The sequence below is a fragment of the Aliiroseovarius sp. YM-037 genome, assembly GCF_048060095.1.
Taxonomy (GTDB): Bacteria; Pseudomonadota; Alphaproteobacteria; order Rhodobacterales; family Rhodobacteraceae; genus JBLUOA01.
Map to the genome: position 1 here is coordinate 35,131 of NZ_JBLUOA010000006.1, position 16,539 is coordinate 51,669.

Genomic DNA, 16,539 nt, shown 5'->3' on the forward strand with positions numbered 1-16,539 from the left:
TATTCCTCACGATTTCTGTCGAAGTCTCAGGCGTGGCAACACGCGACCGACAATGTTTGTATCTCGAAAAAACCGATACCACCCGATTGGGCCAAGCCGAAGGATTTGCAGGCCAAGAGGCCAGAGACCAACGCGATGGCCGTGGTAAGCCCCAGCAAGGCAGACGTTCAGATCGTTCGATATCTTGGCCAAATGACCGACCTTCCGGGCCTTTTCAGGGGGAAGGGCCGTGATGTGACGATCAACCGGTATCGCCAATTGCTGCCGAAACCCACCCACATTGCGAGAGCCCGTCATGGTCAGCGACCCGGAATGAATGCGGAACGCCGCCAAGGCGGTTGGATTCCAAGCGACCGGGCCAAGTGCTGCCAGCCGCAGCCAAAGATCCCAGTCGGCTGTGTACCAAAGGTCTTCATCCAGCCCACCCGGGGCGAGCGCATCGTCGCGGCGAAACATGACCGCAGGCAGCGCGACAGTGTTTTGCACCAGCAGATGGGCAAGCGCCTCTTCACTGGGCAACAGCGAAGCCTTTGATCCAAACGGCGGGGCGAAGCGCCCCACGACCCGGTCCTGATCGTCAATAAACTCCGCCGCGTGCAGCCACATCTTCGCGTCCGGCATCGTCGCCGCCATTTCACCCAGCGCGGCGCTGCGCCCGGCGCGCCACAGATCATCCTGATGCAGCATCGTAACATGCGGCGCTTTCGCCTCCGCAAGTGCGATGTTGGTGTTTGTCATCCAACTCTCGCTTTCGGGGGCGTCGATAATGCGGAGGTTCAGAGAGTTTTCGTGCGCCTCAAGGATCGAACGGCTGCCATCATCGGACTTCTGGACGACGGCGATCACCTCACACCCCTCAACCTGACCTGAAAGCGAGGCCAAGGTGCGCGGCAACGTCGCGGCGCCGTTGTAGATCGGCATCAGGACACTCAGCCAGGGCGTGGTCATTGATCCGTCTTCTTCCGTTGTTCAGGAAGTATAATCAGGACGGGCGCGATCAGCAAAAACCCGAAGGTCGAGATAATGCGCAACGCAATGGCCGCTTCCGATGCGCTGGCGGTCGCTTCGCCCGCAGCAACCAGAACACCAACCCACGTCAATTCCACGACACCCAACCCGCCGGGAAAGAACGGCAGCGACATCAGCAGAAGCACAAGGGGATATGCGGCAAGCAAAACCATGTGATCGACGTTCGGGGCGAGCTGACCAAGGACAAACACGTTCAATCCCGCCAACAAGGAATAGCGCACCATGCTAAGGCCCATCAGGTGAAACAACAGTTTGCGAGACAGCAGGCGGGCGTTGGCAAAGCCTTCTGCGAACCTGTTGAACTTCTCCGACACCAGTTTTGCGAGCGCAGCAAACGCGCTTTGCGCCAATGCCAAACCGGGGCGTATGAACAGCGTGAGCGTGATGGCAACCATCAGCGACAACAAAACGCTCGCTAAAAACGTCATGTAGAACACACTGGTGACAAAGGCCGCCAGACCCATAGCCGCGAGCGCGATGACTTCAAACACCTGTTCCAGAAGCGAGGTTCCAATCGCCCGCGCCGGAGCGATCCCTTGTTTTCGCGCGATCCATGCCCGCGCAACCGGGGTGACAAGCTGAATTGGCATCACCTGCCCACCCATCGCACCAAGCGTCGTGGCGCGGGTCGCCTCACGGATCGGGAGGCCATTGCCGTTGTTCGACAGAATAAGGCACCACTTCAGCGCGGCGAGGAAGATTATTGCCCCCTGCACGAAGGCAATCAGCACATAGGCCCATGCCGGGACACGGCCAATAGCCTGCATCAGACCCGCGGGCGTTAAGCCACTTTTGATCGTCAGCCCGGCCAGCAGCACCGCAGCAAGCAACAAGGAAATCAGAACCGGCCGCCACTGCCCCGCCGCAAAGGCACCGATCGGTGTCAATGCTCTCTCCGCCCCCATGGCCTTATATGCCTAACCCATGCCGCGACCGGTTGCCCGAAAAGACGGAAATCAGGAAACCCGAGAAAAAGATCTGCGAGCCAATCACAATCGTCGTAGCCGCAGCAATCAGCGCACGCATGGAGTCCAGAGGACCGAATTCAGAGGCCGCCCAACCGGCCGCAATCCAGAACGCCCAAGACAATCCAGCCGCCATCAACAGCATTCCCGCCGCAAGCCAGTATTGCAGTCGCGAAGTGCCGAGAATTGCCATCGCCCATTTTCCGGGCTGCCGGAAGCCTTCCCGATAACTGTTCAGCAGCGCGTAGACACCCATCAACGCAGTTTGTAGCGAGATGATAAGCGAAGCGCTTGCCGCGATGGCCCAGTGATCACCAAACCGCAAGCTGCCAAGCCAGACGATTTCGCTATCGCCCGCCGCAACAAGAAAGGCCATCAAAACGGCACCAACGACAAACATCAGCGCGGCTGGCGCCATGAACAGCCAGGTCGGGCTGAGCAACAACATATAAATCAGGTGCCGGAACCCATCCCGCCATGGGCTAAGATGCGGCGGCCGGCCACGTTGATCCTGCGATAGCGTAATCGGCACTTCTGCCAGTTTCAGCTTCATCAGAACGGATTTCAGAACCATCTCCGACGCGAATTCCATCCCCGTCGACGACAGCTTCAGCCGATCATACGCATCGCGGGTCAGGGCGCGCATTCCGCAATGGGCATCGGTGATATTGGTGTTGAACAAAAACCGAAGCATCCCCGAAAGCGCCGGATTACCGATATACCGGTTTTTCCAAGGCATCGCGCCGGGTTTGATCTCACCGGCGAACCGTGACCCCATGCAAAGATCAGCGCCCTCAAGCAGCTTTTCGACCATTGGCAGAGCTTCGACGAAATCATAGGAACAATCGCTGTCGCCCATGACAAGGTAATCTGCATTCGCGGATTCAAAACCGCCCTGCAACGCTGCGCCATATCCCTTTTCGCTGACCGGAACCACACGCGCACCGGCGTTTCTGGCAACTTCCTGGCTGCCATCGGTGCTTCCGTTGTCGGCCACGATCACTTCGCCGCTTAGGCCAAAACGTTGATTGATAAGGGCAAGAGCCTCCAACGCGCGCTTGACGCACCACTCGATCGTCCGAACTTCGTTAAGACACGGAAGCACGAATGCCACCGAAATTGGATTGATTTGCATTTGTTCACAGCCCCTAGAACATTTGGTGTCACACACCTTTACAATGCCTTTTGGTCCAAAAATGCGGCCAAAAATGGGCGCTCAAACTATGATTTCATGACCTGTGGCGGCGATACACACCTGCTGAGGGTTGTGGTTAATTTGTTGGGGGACGGAGGCGGTGCTTGGGGGCAGATCTCTGCTCCGGTCGTGTTCGAGTATGTGGCCAATGCAAAGGAGCTGCTTGAGCTTATCATATCGTGTGCCCGTAAATCGAAGACGCACGCCGATCGGTAGAACACGGTTGGCCGGACTACCCCCCTCGCCCCTTCCGCAACGTCCTTAGGCCGTGCTGAATAATCCAATCCGTATGCGTATTGTCCTCGACGCTCCAGCTTTCGGCAAGCGTTTCTATCCGGTCCGGGTGGTCTTTTGATACGTCGTTGATCAGGTTCGCGACAGACATGCGGACATAGCGGGACGGATCGGCGCGCAGGGGTGTGATCAGCGTCAGGATGGGATCCGGGTCTTTGATGAAGACATGCAGACGTTTGGCCCAAGGCAGGCGTGGGCGCACGCCTTCGCTGGCAAGGCGGCGGATGTGGAGATCGTTTGATTGAACCCATGAGGTCATCGTTGCCAGCGCGCGTTCGGGATCGGCTTTGATATAGGGCCGCACGGCGTATTCTGACGTGTGGCGTCTGGTGATTTCCGTGCAAAGCGACAGCGAAAGGTCGAAGTGATCGTGGCCGTATTCTTCGACGAAACGCGCGACGGGCATCAGCCAGTAGCCTTCGGTGAACATGCCTGTCTCCCCCTCAAGCGGCGGGCCGAGCGAGGCGGAGAGGATCGCCGCTGCCGCCTCGTAGTTTTCGGGCAGGCGCGTCCGCAGCCCCTCTGCCATCAGAAGCACGCGGGCCTTGAGTTCTAGCGGCGGGACACCCGCGGCAACCTCATCAGCGTAGCTTTCAACGTCGAAGGCAGAGTGATTTTCGCGGATCGCGTGGCCCAGACGCAGGGCGCAGTCGCGGTCGAACCAGTCTTTGTGCTTTTTACGGGCCATGGCTTCACGCTCCTATTGCGGCAAGGCCGTGGGATCATAGCCGGCGGCAAACTCCTCAGCCGGAGCGATCGGCGTGACGATATCGACCAAAAGCCCGTTCGGATCGCGATAGACCGCGTGTCGCTGTCCGTGCGGTTCATCCCGCAACTCTTGTGCGACTGGCACGCCCGCACCGACAAGCCGTTCGTGTTCGGCGTCCACATCTTCAACCTCGAACGTCAGGATCATGCCCCGCGTCACACCCTGTGCCCCCGCGGGGATGGTTTCGTGATCGTGCCGCAGAATGGCAAGGTTGACGGCGGGGTTCTTCGCGCCCTGCAAGTGAACATACCAATCGCTTTCAAACATCGGGGTGAAGCCAAGGTGGGTTTTGTAGAACTCGGCGGTTCCGGTCACATCCTCAACCTGGATCAGCGGATAGTATTGGGTGGGTTGCATTTTCATCTCCTGATTCTCCAACATACACATTGTATGTAAATTAAATTGGCAATACATGCAAGTTGTATGTATGTGTGAGAACAAAGCTGCTGTAAGAGGAACGCAAGCGATGGCGGAGAAACCAAAGGAAAGGCGAACGCAGGAACAGCGCCGGGCTGAGACGCGCACGCTGTTGATGGATACGGCGCGCGATTTGTTTCTGACGAACGGGTATGACCAGACCGGAATGCCTGAACTGGTCAGGAAGGCCGGACTGACGCGTGGGGCGCTGTATCATCACTTTGACGACAAAGCCGACCTGTTCCGCGCCGTGGCAGAGCGTGAGGCGGCCGCGATTGGTCAGGCCATTGAACAGGCGACCGTAGACATTACCGATCCCGGTGACGCGCTGACTGTCGGGACCAACGCGTATTTCGACGCCATGTCGGTCAACGGGCGTGCGACGCTTCTGTTGTCATTGGCGCCGGCGGTTCTGGGTCTGAATGACGCAAAAGCACTCGGCGCCTCGCAGGGAAGCGCAGAGTTGCGCGACGGCCTGTCCGCCGCCCTGCCCGCGCTGACTGATGCAGACCTCACCGCGTTAACCGATGTGCTGTCAGCAGGTTTCGACCGGGCCGCGCAGGAGATTGCGGAAGGCGCGGATCGGCAAACCTACACGAACGCGTTGCTTCATATCGTGAAACGGCTTTTGGATGGCTAAACTTGCCGTCAATGCGCGGCGCTCTCATCCTCGATCTGCCAATCGATCCTGTCCCGACTATGGCGGGCCTTTTCGATCTGTTCCTCGGTTCCCATTTCCTCATAGATCGTGACGGCGCTGTCGATGATCTGCCGGGCTTCGCCAAATCCGGCGATGCGGTCTTGTTCCTGGGTGTGAACCACTTGATCCGCACGAATTTCCCCGATGAGAAAGGTCGTTTCCGCCCAGCCCAGCGGGTCCGCTTTGATTGGCCTGAAATCCTCTGCCGCCTTTGCAAACGCCATCGCTGATTCAAGCAACTCGTCGCCTCCTGAACCTAACCGGTAGACCGCCTCACCCCAAAGAAGTTTGGCGATCAGGTGGTAGGTGCGGGCAAGCTGTTCGGGGTGATTACCCTCAGCCAGATATGCTTCGCACTCTCTGACCAAGGTGATCGCTTCACCGAATTTAGCGATCCGCCCTTCCTCGTTTTCGCGCACGGATTGCCGGTCGAGCAGATCCGCGAGGTCGAGTTTGACCAGCGCCAGTTCATAGGGCGCGTTCACGGCTTCGTATAGCTGTCGGGCGATGGTCAGTAGCTCCTCCGCCTGATCAAGAAAGGGGTCGGCCTCGGCGTCATATGTGAACTGCGCAGCTTGCAGATTAAGCCACCCGGCGGTGGCGCGGGCAGTTGCTGCGGTGTGCAGATCTGACAATTTGTCCGCGGCAATGACCTGCGCTGCGATCAGATCAGCCTCGGCTGCTGCAAATGCCTCCTGCCCGTCCAGATGACCGACAGCGGCGTAGAGCTTGGCGTTCACGGTCCCCCTGTGCAGCAAAAGCCGCGCCTTCAGTTCGTCCGGCAATTCCTTAGCGGTTTCGGCAAGCGGCGGGTCCATGATGAGGACACCGTATTTGAACCCATCAACCCCGTATCGCTCCCCATAGACCATCAGGGCCAGCCCGTAATTGGAGCGCCTAAGCGCCGCGTCTTCGTGATCGAACGTGGCGATGCTGTTGGCCGTGTCGTCAAACAGTCGAAACGCCTCCAGCGGTTCAGAGTTCAGCAGCCGCACCATCGCTTCGGTTTCCGCGATTTCGGCGCGGTCTTGCAGTCCCTTTTTCAGGGTGCTGTCTCGGGATTTCCGCGCCTCACCCAGCAGGGCAAGCGCCGTGGATAGGTCCAAGCGATGCAGCGCGGCCTGGGCGTGATCCAGATAGGATTGGACAACCTTGTCAGCGTCGTGGATACGCTGCAAACTTCGCTGCGCGTCATCCAGTTCGCGCGCTTTCTGGAGTATGTCAGAGAGTAGCTTCCGGCGCGGGGCGGTGTCGGCATCGGGCAGCCGCAGGGCGCGGGCGATGTCGCGAAAATCATAGTCGGCGGCATCCTCGGCGGCGGCGACCGCCTCTTCAATCGATCCCTGATTTCTTAGAAGTTCTTCAACCCCGCGCTGTGTCTCCTGACCGCTGGAAAGCAGTTGCGCATAGATGGCCGGTTTAAGCTGATCGACGAATTCCGGTTCGTCGACAAGCGGTTTCAGCGCTGCTGTGGTCAGCAGAAGAAACAGATCGCGCATGGATTTATGCTCGGCCTCTTCCAACTGGTTGAACATATGAAGCGCAAGGGCTTCGGCGTTCAGCGCGTGTTCCGCAATCTCCGCCGCCTTCGGGGCCGATTGTTCCAGCATTTGCGCGTAGAGGAGCGGCGCGTCGGGCGAAAGGTCCGCCTTGTATCCCTCAAGCGCGACCTCGGCGCTGGCGATCATCTTGTTGGTGAAGGTCTTTAGCGTCGTCTTTTCAGATCGCGTCAGCGTCTTCCTGACGTCATTGATTTTAAACGCCGTTTTGACAGCACCACCAACGGACGGTGCGGCCAGAAACCCCGCACAAAGGGCAAGCGCGCCATAAGCCGTTTCAACATCCTTGATGCGAAGTGACGCCAAACAATCGCCCTTTCCCGAACAAATACCAGATCGGTTCTGTAGGTCGTGTCGCTAAAATTCGCTTTGGATATTAACACATTATCGGCGTTGGGTTAATCGCCGGGGGCTTGCCCGCGATACCTTTGCCCTTAGATCGTCACCATCGCTTCGACCTTGGCATCACCGAACCGCGCCACGCAGGCGTCAATCTCTGCCCGTGTCTGGAACAGGCAGGCGGCAGTCGAAAGCGCGTCGGCAAGGGCGGCGGATGCGGCCGAGACGCTGATTTCTCGCAGATTTGTCTGCGTCGGCAGACCCGTGCGCGGGTCAAGGATGTGGCCGACCTGATCGCCCTCATCAAAGGTCGTGCCAAGCGGCGCTGACGTGGCAAGCGCCCGCGTGGCAAGCGGCACCTCGCCGCCCGCAGCAAGCTGCACTGGCCACGGATTGCCGTTCGGCTGGGCGCCAAGAGCGCGGAATTCGCCCGTGTTGATGAGGATGTTCGTCAGCCCCTCCTCCTTCAGCATCTCGGCCACGCGATCAGCGATATAGCCTTGCGCAATCCCATTGAGAGTCAGCGCCATTCCGGGCCGCATGGTGATCGCCGCGGAATCGAGCATGACCCGATCCCATCCCATCAGCGCGAGTGCGCTTGCAATTGCGGTTTCATCAGGCCGCGTGCCAGTCGCGGACGCCGCTGCATAGCGATCCCAAAGCGGCTGGATCGTCGGATCAAACCGCCCACCGCTCGCGGCGTGAACCGCGCCGGCAAGCGACAGACATTCCAGCAGTTCAAACGGCGGTGCGTCCAAGACGCCCGCTTGGTTCAGCCGCGACAGGGCGCTGTCGCTGCGAAAAAGGCTGAAAATATCCTCAAGCCGAGAGATTTCGGCGGCGACCCGTTCGCTGATCGCCTTCGCGTCGGGATGCGCCAAGCGCAGTGTCGCGCGTGCGCCGAGCGCGACGCCTTGCCATGTGTAAATCGGCTCTGCCCGCCCGATGCCCGGAAAGGCGAGTGCGGCGGCGCTGATGGCCAGAAAACGGCGGCGATTGGTCATGGTCTCAGTCTCCGGATGTGCGCGACAGGTTGCGCAGGCGTTCGTTAAAATCCGCGTCGTCCGCATCACCGTCAAGCACCACGGGCGCCAGAACGGCGCTGTCTGGTATCTCGGCCAGTGGCATGACGTCGCCGCCATTGGCCTTGGCGAATGCGGTTGCTTTTTCTGGGTCGGAAAACGGCACAATCTCGGGCGCACCCATACCGCCCACGGCTTGCCCCCCGACGACATAGATCGCATCACGCGCCGCAATCCAGTTGGCCGCGCCGGGGGCCGCCCATGTGGCACCGGGGGCGCCCATATCGCTGACCCACACGGCAAGGATTTCGTGGCTTTGTTCGGGCATCCGCATATAGGCGACGACATCGCGCACCTGGCTGAAAAACAGCGGCGCGCCCGGCAGCCCGGCCAGATGGGCCTGCGCTTTCGGGCCGTCATGTTCCAAGAGGTTCATCTGGCAATAATGCCCGACGGCATCTGCCGTCATCGGCAAGGCGCTGGTGTCTTGCGCGACCTCTTCCTTGCAGGCGGTCAGGGCCAGCAGCGTCAGGATGATGAACAGAACCCTCATGGTTCCACCTTTCGGAAGGCGAGCGAGGCTAGCCCGAGCGACAGCAAGGGCCAGACGAGGATCGATGACAGCGATTGCCATTGTGGAATGGCGTTTGCCGCTCCGCCGACGCCGGATGCGGCCGCTGTTGCCTGCGCCGCTGTCAGATTGAACAGGCGGAACGCATCGGCGGGGTTTGCAAGCAGCGCGAAGGGGAAAACGCGGGTGGTGAACGCACCACCATCATCGGCCACAATCGCGGCGAGCAGCCCCAGATCGTAAAGCACCACCAGACCCAGCCAAAGCCCGATGGCCAGCCCCGCAGCCCCCGATACGCGCTGCGCCAGCGACGACAGCGCATAGCCGATCCCAAGGAAGGTCGCGCCAAGCAGAACCGATGTCCAGGTCAGCCGCCACAACGCACCAAGGCCCGACACCGCGGTCGGATCGGCAGCAATCGTGACCGCCGCCGCCGCGCCATAGCCTGCGACGATCGCCACGATCAGAATGGCCGTGTGTGCAAGCAGTTTGCCGGCCAGAACCTCCGACCGGTTGACGGGATAGGTCAGCAGCAGGGGCAGCGTGCCACGCTCAACCTCGCCCGCGACAGCGTCGAACGACATCAGCAAGGCGACCAGCGGCACGAGGTAAACCGACAGAGAGGTGAGCGAGGCGACAACAACCGACAAACGGTCCGCCCCCAGCGCACCGGTCGGGGCCGATCCCGCCGCCGACAGCACCAGCGAAAAGACCACCATCAGCAGCACGGCAATCAGCACCCAACGGTTGCGCCGGGCGACCCGCGCTTCGGTTGCGGCGGTGGCAAGAATACGGGCGATCATTGGCCATCCCTCCGGCTGAAGTGGCTATAGATGTCTTCAAGGCTCGGCGGCACCACGTCCAAATCCGCGACCTTGTCCTGCAAGGCAGAAATTCGGGCGAGTGTCGCAAGCTTTTCGTCCTGCGCGCAGGTCAGATGCAACCCGCCATTCAGCCGGATCGCCCCCGGCAGGGCCGCCATAATGTCCGATTCATAGCCGTTTAGCGCGGTGACATGCATCGCCACCGGCAGGGCCGCCTCACGCCGCAATTCGGGCAAGGTGCCCTCGGCCACCATCTGCCCGCCGGACAGGATCAGCAAACGATCAGTGCGTGCTTCAACCTCGGTCAACGCGTGGCTCGACAACAGGATCGACGCGCCGTCGGCGGCAAGCCCGTCAAGCAATTCGTAGAAATCGCGGCGCGATACCGGGTCAAGGCCGCTTGTCGGCTCATCCAGCACCAACAGGCTCGGTCGCCCGATCAGCGCCTGGGCCAACCCGACACGCTGCCGCATCCCCTTGGAATAGGTGCCGATCCGACGTTTCGCGGCAAAACCCAGCCCGACACGGTCCAGAAGCTCCATCGCGCCGGACGGATCGACATTGCGCAGGCGCATGTAATACGTGATCTGCTCCAACCCCGTCAGTGCGGAGTGGAAAGCGACGTTTTCCGGCAGATAGGCAACCTTCGTGCGCGCACCAGCATGGCCCGGCGCCGCACCACAGACCGAAACCTCACCCCCATCAGGCGAAATCAGGCCGAGGATCACTTTCATCAAGGTCGATTTGCCCGCGCCATTATGGCCAAGCAGTGCCACGCGTTCGCCTGGCGCGACGCACAGTGACACATCCGACAGCGCCTTGACCGCGCCGAACGTCTTAGTGAGACGTGAGATCGTTAACGTCGAAGTCATCCAAAACACTTTCATCCCGCCGTGCGGCCGCATCGGCCGCCAGCGCGGTATATTCGGGTGGAACAGGTATTGCGGGGGCTGTCATCAAGGGCGCGCTGTCGACGACCCCGCCGGGCAGCGTTGCCGGAAAGCTTGATTGCGCCCAGCGAACCAGTTGCACGGCGGGGGCGCCGGTCAGCATGGCGGCGGCAGGTTGGGACCACAGGATATGATCCATCAGATCGTTAGGGCGAAAGGGGCTATCCGCGATGCCGTCGCCGCCAAGGTCAAAACCGGGATGGTCCGACCAGTAGTTGCCGCGGCCCTCAAAGCTCCATTCAATATCGCGGGTGCCGACATATTTGACCTGCTCGCGGTTGCCGATGAAGGCGTTGCCGGTCAGCACGTTACGTTCAGACCCGGCGGTGAAGTGGATGCCGATTTCGCATCCCTCAAAGCGGTTGCCCACGATCAGATTCTTGTGCGCGTTGTAAATGAAGGTGCAGCGCTGCGCCCCGCCCCGGACCAGATTGCCCGACACATCGGCGTTGTTGGCATAGTTCAGCATGACCCCGTGGCTGATGTCTGCAAGGCTTAGGTTGTCCTTCACAACGACGCGGTTGGAGAACATGATCGCATAGCCCAGATGGTTCCCGATCGAGACATTGCCCGACACTTCGGAGTTGTTCGTATACATGTAGTGGACGGCGAACCGCAGATCGCGGAACAGGTTGTTGCGATAGGTGCCATCGCGCGAGGTGTTTGAGAATATCCCATCCCGCCCCCATCGGACCGAATTGCCTTCGACAATCGCGCCCGGAGAGTTCCAGACGTAAATCCCGTTGCCCCGGTCATTCATCCGTCGGTCGCGCGTGCCTTCGATGACATTGTTTTTGACCAGCGCATCAAGGCCGCCATGAATGTCGATGCCGTGAAGGTTTCCCAGAACATGATTGTTTTCGACAATCGCCCGGTCGGCTTTCTTGAGGATCTTGATACCGGCGTCCAAATCCTGACCGTTCATTCCCGATCCGGTGACGGTCACGCCCTGAACCGTCACGTCGACGGCGTCGATGGTCACGACGGTGCCCGCACCGCCCCCGTCGATGATTGCCTCGGCAGACCCGGTCAGCGTCAGCGGGCGGTCGATGACGACCGGGCCGATATATCGGCCCGGCCCAAGGATCAGTGCATCGCCGGGATTTGCCCCGGCGATGGCGTTAGCAAGACTTCCTGATCCCGGCTGCACGCGGACCTCCGCCGCCCAGACGGGCAGGACGGTCAGCAAGGACAGCACAAGGATCAGGGCGCGTAACATCGCTTAACTCGCGTTCGGCTCGACAAACATCCGGCCGCGCATTTCCATATGCAGCGCGTGGCAGAACCACTGGCAGTAATACCAGTAAACGCCGGGGTTTGTCGCAACGAAGGTAACAGACGCGGTCTGCTGCGGTGCAATCTCCATCGCGACAGCATGGTTGTTCATGGTGAACCCGTGCGTCAGATCGTCGATGTCATCAAGGTTCGTGACATAGACCGTCACCTCGTCACCCTGTTTGACGGTGAAGGTTTCCAACGCAAAGTTGGGCGCCTGGCTCGACATATAGACGCGCACCTTGTTGCCATCGCGGATGACGGTGTCTTGCCAATCGTCGAGATCAACACCGTCCGCTTCGGCCTGCGCACGCGCATCTTCCCACATCGGGTCATTGCGGTCCCAGACGGATTTCGGATTCACCTTCGACGGATCGACAAGGATGGAATCGTGCGGCTCCGCAAAGGTCGGTCCATCGTGGATCAGCATCATCTCGTCGCCATCGATTGCGAACAACTGCTCGTTCTCGGGCTTCAGCGGCCCGACATTGAGGAACCGGTCCTTCGAGAACTTGTTCATCGTCAGGTAATACTTACCGCTCGCCTCCAGCGTTTCGCCCATCACGGTTGAGTTGTGGCCCGGCTGGTAATGCACATCGGCTTTCGTGCGGATCGGATCGACATCCTCACCGTTGTAAAGCTTGATCGCATCTTCGATGTTCCACTTCACGACCTGGCTGTCGAGGAACAGCGTGGTAAACGCCCCGCCTTCCCCGTCAAAGCAGGTGTGAAGCGGCCCAAGACCCAGTTCCGGCTCGGCAACGACAACGCTGCGCGGATCGGCATCTTCGTTAAAGACCGCATCCAGCTTGCGCACGTCGATCACCGATACGGTCGGCGACAGCTTGCCCGCGATGCACAGGTGGATCTTGTCCGGTGCCATGTTGCAGCCATGCGGGTTGTTCGGGATCGGAATGTAGCGGGTGTATTTCTTGTTCTGGCCCTTGCGTCCGTCCAGAACCTTAACCCCGTTCAGCTCCTGATAATCGCCCGCCTCGATGCCTTTTTCGATTTCGGCAATGTTGAAGACGACGACGTGGTCCATGTCGGCCTCGGTCATCTCGGGCAGGGTCATCCCCATTTCCGAGTTGTAGCAGGTCGAGAACGCGTATTTGCCCTCGTAGTCGCAATCGGTGTTGTCGAGGTTGCCGGTGACCATCACCTGCCACGCGACGGTCATGTCGTCGGCGTTCACAGCGGTGTAGAAGTTCACGTATTTTTCCGGCTCGTCCAGAATCTGGCCGTCATTGACCATCGGCACTTCGTCTTCGCCGTTACAGAAGACGTAGTTGGTGCGCGGCCATTTCTGCGGGCGCAGACCGTGGATCGCCTTGGCGTTCGGAATCTCGATGATCTTGTCGCATTTCATCACGTCGCAGCGTACGCGCGCGACGCGGGTATTGGCCTTGTCGTTCATGAACAGGTAGCGACCGTCATAGGTGCCTTCGGTGAAGGACATATGCAGGTGGTGCAAATCCCCGTTCGGCGGAAACTCATGCCCATTGGCGGCAAGATATTCCTTGGTTTTGGGCAGCAAGCCCTCGGTCAGAATCTTCTTGGATTCATTGGTGATGCCCCAACCGGTCGCTGAACAGGTGTTGAACACCGGAACGCGCATCAGTTCGCGCATCGACGGGATGCCGAGAATCCGCATCTCGCCACTCTGGCCCGACGACCAGAAACCGTAATATTCGTCAAGCTGCCCCGGACCGACTTCGGCCCCGGTTGCAGCGCGCGCGCTTGTGCTGCTGGCCACCGTCGCGGCCCCGACAGCGGCAGAGCCGGTCAGCATAGCGCGGGTGCCGAAGGTGCCGGCAAGCGCGGCCCCACCGGCGGTCGCGCCAAGCAGGCTTCGCCGTGAAATTGGCAATCTTTTTTCCTCAGACATGAAATATCCTTTCAGGTTGCGGTTTGAGTTTTCGTTTGGTTCGGATGCCCGGAAATGTCGCGCGAAAGATCAGGGGCCGCGCCGACTTTGGCGCGCCGCTTCATCTTCTTGATGACAACCGGACAAGTGGTTTCGGATTGGTAAAGCACCTGACAATGCAGGCAGTTGATACATTCGTTCGGGTTGATCTCCCCGGTTGGGTGGATCGACTGCACCGGACATTCGTTCGCGCAGGTCTGACAGGGGTTGCCACATTCGTGATAGCGCTTCAGCCAGTCAAACATCCGCATCCGCGCCGGGATCGCCAGCGCCGCGCCAAGCGGACACAGGTAGCGGCAAAAGAACCGTTCCACGAACAGACCCGCGATCAACAGCGCAGCGGCATAGGCAACGAACGGCCATGCCCGCACGAAATTCAGGATAATCGCCGTCTTGAACGGTTCGACCTCTGCCAGCCGCTCCGCCTGCTCGATACTGGTGAGCGACACGCCGAACAGCCCCAGAAAGATCATGTATTTCAGCGGCCACAGCCGTTCATGTAGACCCCAGGGCAGCGTCCATTGCGGGATGTGCAAGGCCTTTGCGATGCGGTTCAGCAGTTCCTGCAACGCTCCGAACGGGCACAGCCAGCCGCAATAGGCCCCCCGCCCCCAGAACAGCAGCGCCGCCGCGACCGAGAACCACAGGATGAAGGTCAGCGGATCAAGCAGGAACGCCTGCCAGCTAAAGCCCGACACGAGCGAGCCGAACAGCGCCATCAGATTGACGACCGACAACTGCGCATTGGCATACCAGCCAAGGTAAACCAGCGTCACGGTCAGAAACCCGATGCGGAACCAGAAAAAGCTGCGCTCATTCCGGGTCGCGAAGGTCTGGAAAAAGAACACCCCGGTCAGCACGGTCAGCATGGTGGCCAGCACTGCGATTTCAACCGTCTTGCCCGCCCAAATCCGTTTCCAGAGCGCCTGATGCGCGTCGGTTTCGGATTGCGACGTCACTTCATCCACACTTGTCGGCACGTCGGCAGGCGGTGGCGGCGCGACAGAGCGGAGGTATTTTTCCGGCAACTGATAGCCGAGATCGAAGGTCGTAAAGACCTTTTCAATCGCGCCCACCTCGCGCTGCACAAGCAGTTGGATACGAAACGGCTTCGCGGGATCAAAGCCGCTATCGGCGGGAATCTTGAACAGGTCCGCCTCGTTGAACACCGGGGCGCCGTCGGCGGCAATCGTGTTGATCCGCTTATGCATCCGGTCGCGGAACCGGACCGAGACATCGTCCTGAATCAGAACGATCCGGTCAAAGATGCCACCCCGCACATAGCCCGAACCCTTGAACGAATAAAGCCCCCGCCCGACGATTGCGATGGCGTGGTCGCCTTCCTCAAGCCAGTCGTTCAGGTTTTGGGCGGGTGACGTACCAAGCAATACCTCGGCGATGGCGGGGTGCGACACCAGCGCGGCCTGCATTTCGATGAACGTGGTTTCCGGGGCTTCGGTCAGGGCGCGTTCCGCCGCGCGTGGGTCGTCCATCGCCTCAAACGCGGCGTTGACCTGCCCGACATCCAGCGACAGGCGGCGCAGGGTTCCGTCCCCCTCAAGCGTCATCCAGTCGGGTGCGGCTTCGGCGTCTGTATCGAACTCAAACTGCGGCCCGGTGCCGGTCTCCTCAACCGCGAGGCCGCCCAGGCCAAGCTGTCGCGCGACCTTCAGTCCGGCGCGGACAATCGAATCGTCGATCACCATAATCGTCACCGTCGCGCCCGAGATAATGTCGAGCTGATGCGCCGTTCCGCCGGACTCCGCCTCGGCCACAAGGTCCAGACCCCGGTAATCCGCCACCAGTGCTTTGACCTTGGAATCGGGAATACCAATCAGCACGATAGGTTCGGAGTGTCTGACGAGTTCGACGCCAATCACCTGCGCTGCATCGTCAACCGCCACCATCGTGTGAATCGGCTTGCCGGAATAGCCCGTGGTCGAAACGAGGTCCGATGTCACGAAGGCCCAGCCGATCCGCTCTCCCCCGCTCAGCACCTCGACGGCAGGAATGTCTGGATGGGTCGCGCCAAAGGCGTCGGCCCCTTCGACAAGCTCTCCGACCTCAACATCGGGCATCAGCTTTGCCAGAAACGACTCCGCCGCCGCCGGAAGACCGGCTGCAAGCGTCACCGCGATAAACGCCAAGGTTTTAATGAGGGATTGGAAAGTCGTCATGCGATGGCGTCCTTGAAGAAAGGTCGCCCGTCGCTGCGCATATCGTGCCCGGATTTTGCGCGTTCGGTCACGAATAGGTCCGGCGTGGTCTGCATGAAGGAATGCTCCACCGGAGGTCCGCGCAGCATAAGGCGGATCGTTGGTTTTCGAGAGGTGATTTCAGGTAAAACGACAGGGTCCGCGACACGGGGCAATCGCAGCATCGACACATCCACGCCGAATGGCACACCCGGCGCGGCCCCCGTGGCTTGGCAGCAGGTCAGGCAATCGCGACATGTCTCAGCCGGTTCGACCGGATCGCCCTCTGCATCAACGCGCACGGTCTTGGCGACGCCGTCGGCGCAAATCTCCATCAGAAAGCCGCCGTTCCCATCGGTCGCAGCCATCCCCAACTGGCCATACGCCGCAAGGCACACGATCAGAAACAGTCTGGACAAAAGGGAAACCGCAGCTTTCATACCGGCGATCTACCAACCCGGTGCACGGCATTCTTTGATCTAAAACAAAGAGACCGGATTCAGATTGA

The 16,539-nt window shown here is 60.1% G+C and carries 15 protein-coding genes; 1 reads left to right on the plus strand and 14 read right to left on the minus strand.

All coding sequences use genetic code 11. The features are described 5' to 3' along the window. Window positions 1-6: 6 nt before the first annotated feature. The 5 genes from ACEWPJ_RS16490 to ACEWPJ_RS16510 form a co-directional block, all read right to left on the minus strand. Entirely contained in the window at window positions 7-948 is a 942-nt protein-coding gene (locus ACEWPJ_RS16490) for a glycosyltransferase family 2 protein (protein ID WP_416514220.1), read from the minus strand. Next, window positions 945-1,916, minus strand: coding sequence for a lysylphosphatidylglycerol synthase transmembrane domain-containing protein (locus tag ACEWPJ_RS16495; protein WP_416514221.1), 972 nt, complete (start codon window positions 1,914-1,916; stop codon window positions 945-947). Before ACEWPJ_RS16495 ends, ACEWPJ_RS16490 begins: the two co-directional genes overlap by 4 nt. 22 nt (window positions 1,917-1,938) lie before the next feature. After that, window positions 1,939-3,129 carry a glycosyltransferase family 2 protein gene (locus ACEWPJ_RS16500; RefSeq protein ID WP_416514222.1) on the minus strand — a complete coding sequence of 397 codons (1,191 nt, stop codon included), beginning with the start codon at window positions 3,127-3,129 and terminating at the stop codon, window positions 1,939-1,941. A gap of 292 nt (window positions 3,130-3,421) precedes the next feature. Next, on the minus strand, window positions 3,422-4,171 hold the full coding sequence (locus ACEWPJ_RS16505; RefSeq protein ID WP_416514223.1) for a DNA alkylation repair protein: 750 nt from the start codon (window positions 4,169-4,171) through the stop codon (window positions 3,422-3,424). A 12-nt stretch (window positions 4,172-4,183) separates the two neighbouring features. Then, window positions 4,184-4,609: a VOC family protein gene (locus tag ACEWPJ_RS16510; protein ID WP_416514224.1), complete on the minus strand. Its 426-nt coding sequence runs from the start codon at window positions 4,607-4,609 to the stop codon at window positions 4,184-4,186. 109 nt (window positions 4,610-4,718) lie between these two features. On the opposite strand from ACEWPJ_RS16510, the gene ACEWPJ_RS16515 reads away from it, so the two are divergent. Then, the gene (locus ACEWPJ_RS16515; protein WP_416514225.1) at window positions 4,719-5,309 is read left to right on the plus strand and encodes a TetR/AcrR family transcriptional regulator; all 591 of its coding nucleotides are present in this window, start codon (window positions 4,719-4,721) and stop codon (window positions 5,307-5,309) included. Window positions 5,310-5,317: 8 nt separating this feature from the next. On the opposite strand, the gene ACEWPJ_RS16520 is transcribed toward ACEWPJ_RS16515, so the two are convergent. The 9 genes from ACEWPJ_RS16520 to ACEWPJ_RS16560 form a co-directional block, all read right to left on the minus strand. Next, window positions 5,318-7,234 (minus strand): hypothetical protein, encoded by a 1,917-nt coding sequence (locus ACEWPJ_RS16520; protein ID WP_416514226.1) that lies wholly within the window; start codon window positions 7,232-7,234, stop codon window positions 5,318-5,320. Window positions 7,235-7,362: 128 nt separating this feature from the next. Continuing rightward, on the minus strand, window positions 7,363-8,271 hold the full coding sequence (locus ACEWPJ_RS16525; protein WP_416514227.1) for an FAD:protein FMN transferase: 909 nt from the start codon (window positions 8,269-8,271) through the stop codon (window positions 7,363-7,365). 4 nt (window positions 8,272-8,275) lie between these two features. After that, entirely contained in the window at window positions 8,276-8,842 is a 567-nt protein-coding gene (locus ACEWPJ_RS16530) for a nitrous oxide reductase accessory protein NosL (protein ID WP_416514228.1), read from the minus strand. Continuing rightward, window positions 8,839-9,663 (minus strand): ABC transporter permease, encoded by an 825-nt coding sequence (locus tag ACEWPJ_RS16535; RefSeq protein WP_416514229.1) that lies wholly within the window; start codon window positions 9,661-9,663, stop codon window positions 8,839-8,841. Before ACEWPJ_RS16535 ends, ACEWPJ_RS16530 begins: the two co-directional genes overlap by 4 nt. Further along, window positions 9,660-10,556: an ABC transporter ATP-binding protein gene (locus ACEWPJ_RS16540; protein ID WP_416514230.1), complete on the minus strand. Its 897-nt coding sequence runs from the start codon at window positions 10,554-10,556 to the stop codon at window positions 9,660-9,662. Before ACEWPJ_RS16540 ends, ACEWPJ_RS16535 begins: the two co-directional genes overlap by 4 nt. Continuing rightward, window positions 10,522-11,853, minus strand: a complete 1,332-nt coding sequence (locus ACEWPJ_RS16545; RefSeq protein ID WP_416514231.1) for a nitrous oxide reductase family maturation protein NosD — start codon at window positions 11,851-11,853, stop codon at window positions 10,522-10,524. The genes ACEWPJ_RS16540 and ACEWPJ_RS16545 overlap by 35 nt, the downstream gene beginning before the upstream one ends. A gap of 3 nt (window positions 11,854-11,856) precedes the next feature. Further along, complete coding sequence (gene nosZ, locus ACEWPJ_RS16550; RefSeq protein ID WP_416514232.1) at window positions 11,857-13,797, minus strand: TAT-dependent nitrous-oxide reductase; 1,941 nt, start codon at window positions 13,795-13,797, stop codon at window positions 11,857-11,859. An 11-nt stretch (window positions 13,798-13,808) separates the two neighbouring features. Then, a complete protein-coding gene (locus tag ACEWPJ_RS16555) occupies window positions 13,809-16,013 on the minus strand; it encodes a 4Fe-4S binding protein (protein ID WP_416514233.1) in 2,205 nt (734 codons plus the stop codon). Next, the gene (locus ACEWPJ_RS16560; RefSeq protein WP_416514234.1) at window positions 16,010-16,450 is read right to left on the minus strand and encodes a hypothetical protein; all 441 of its coding nucleotides are present in this window, start codon (window positions 16,448-16,450) and stop codon (window positions 16,010-16,012) included. Before ACEWPJ_RS16560 ends, ACEWPJ_RS16555 begins: the two co-directional genes overlap by 4 nt. Between the last annotated feature and the right edge of the window lie 89 nt (window positions 16,451-16,539).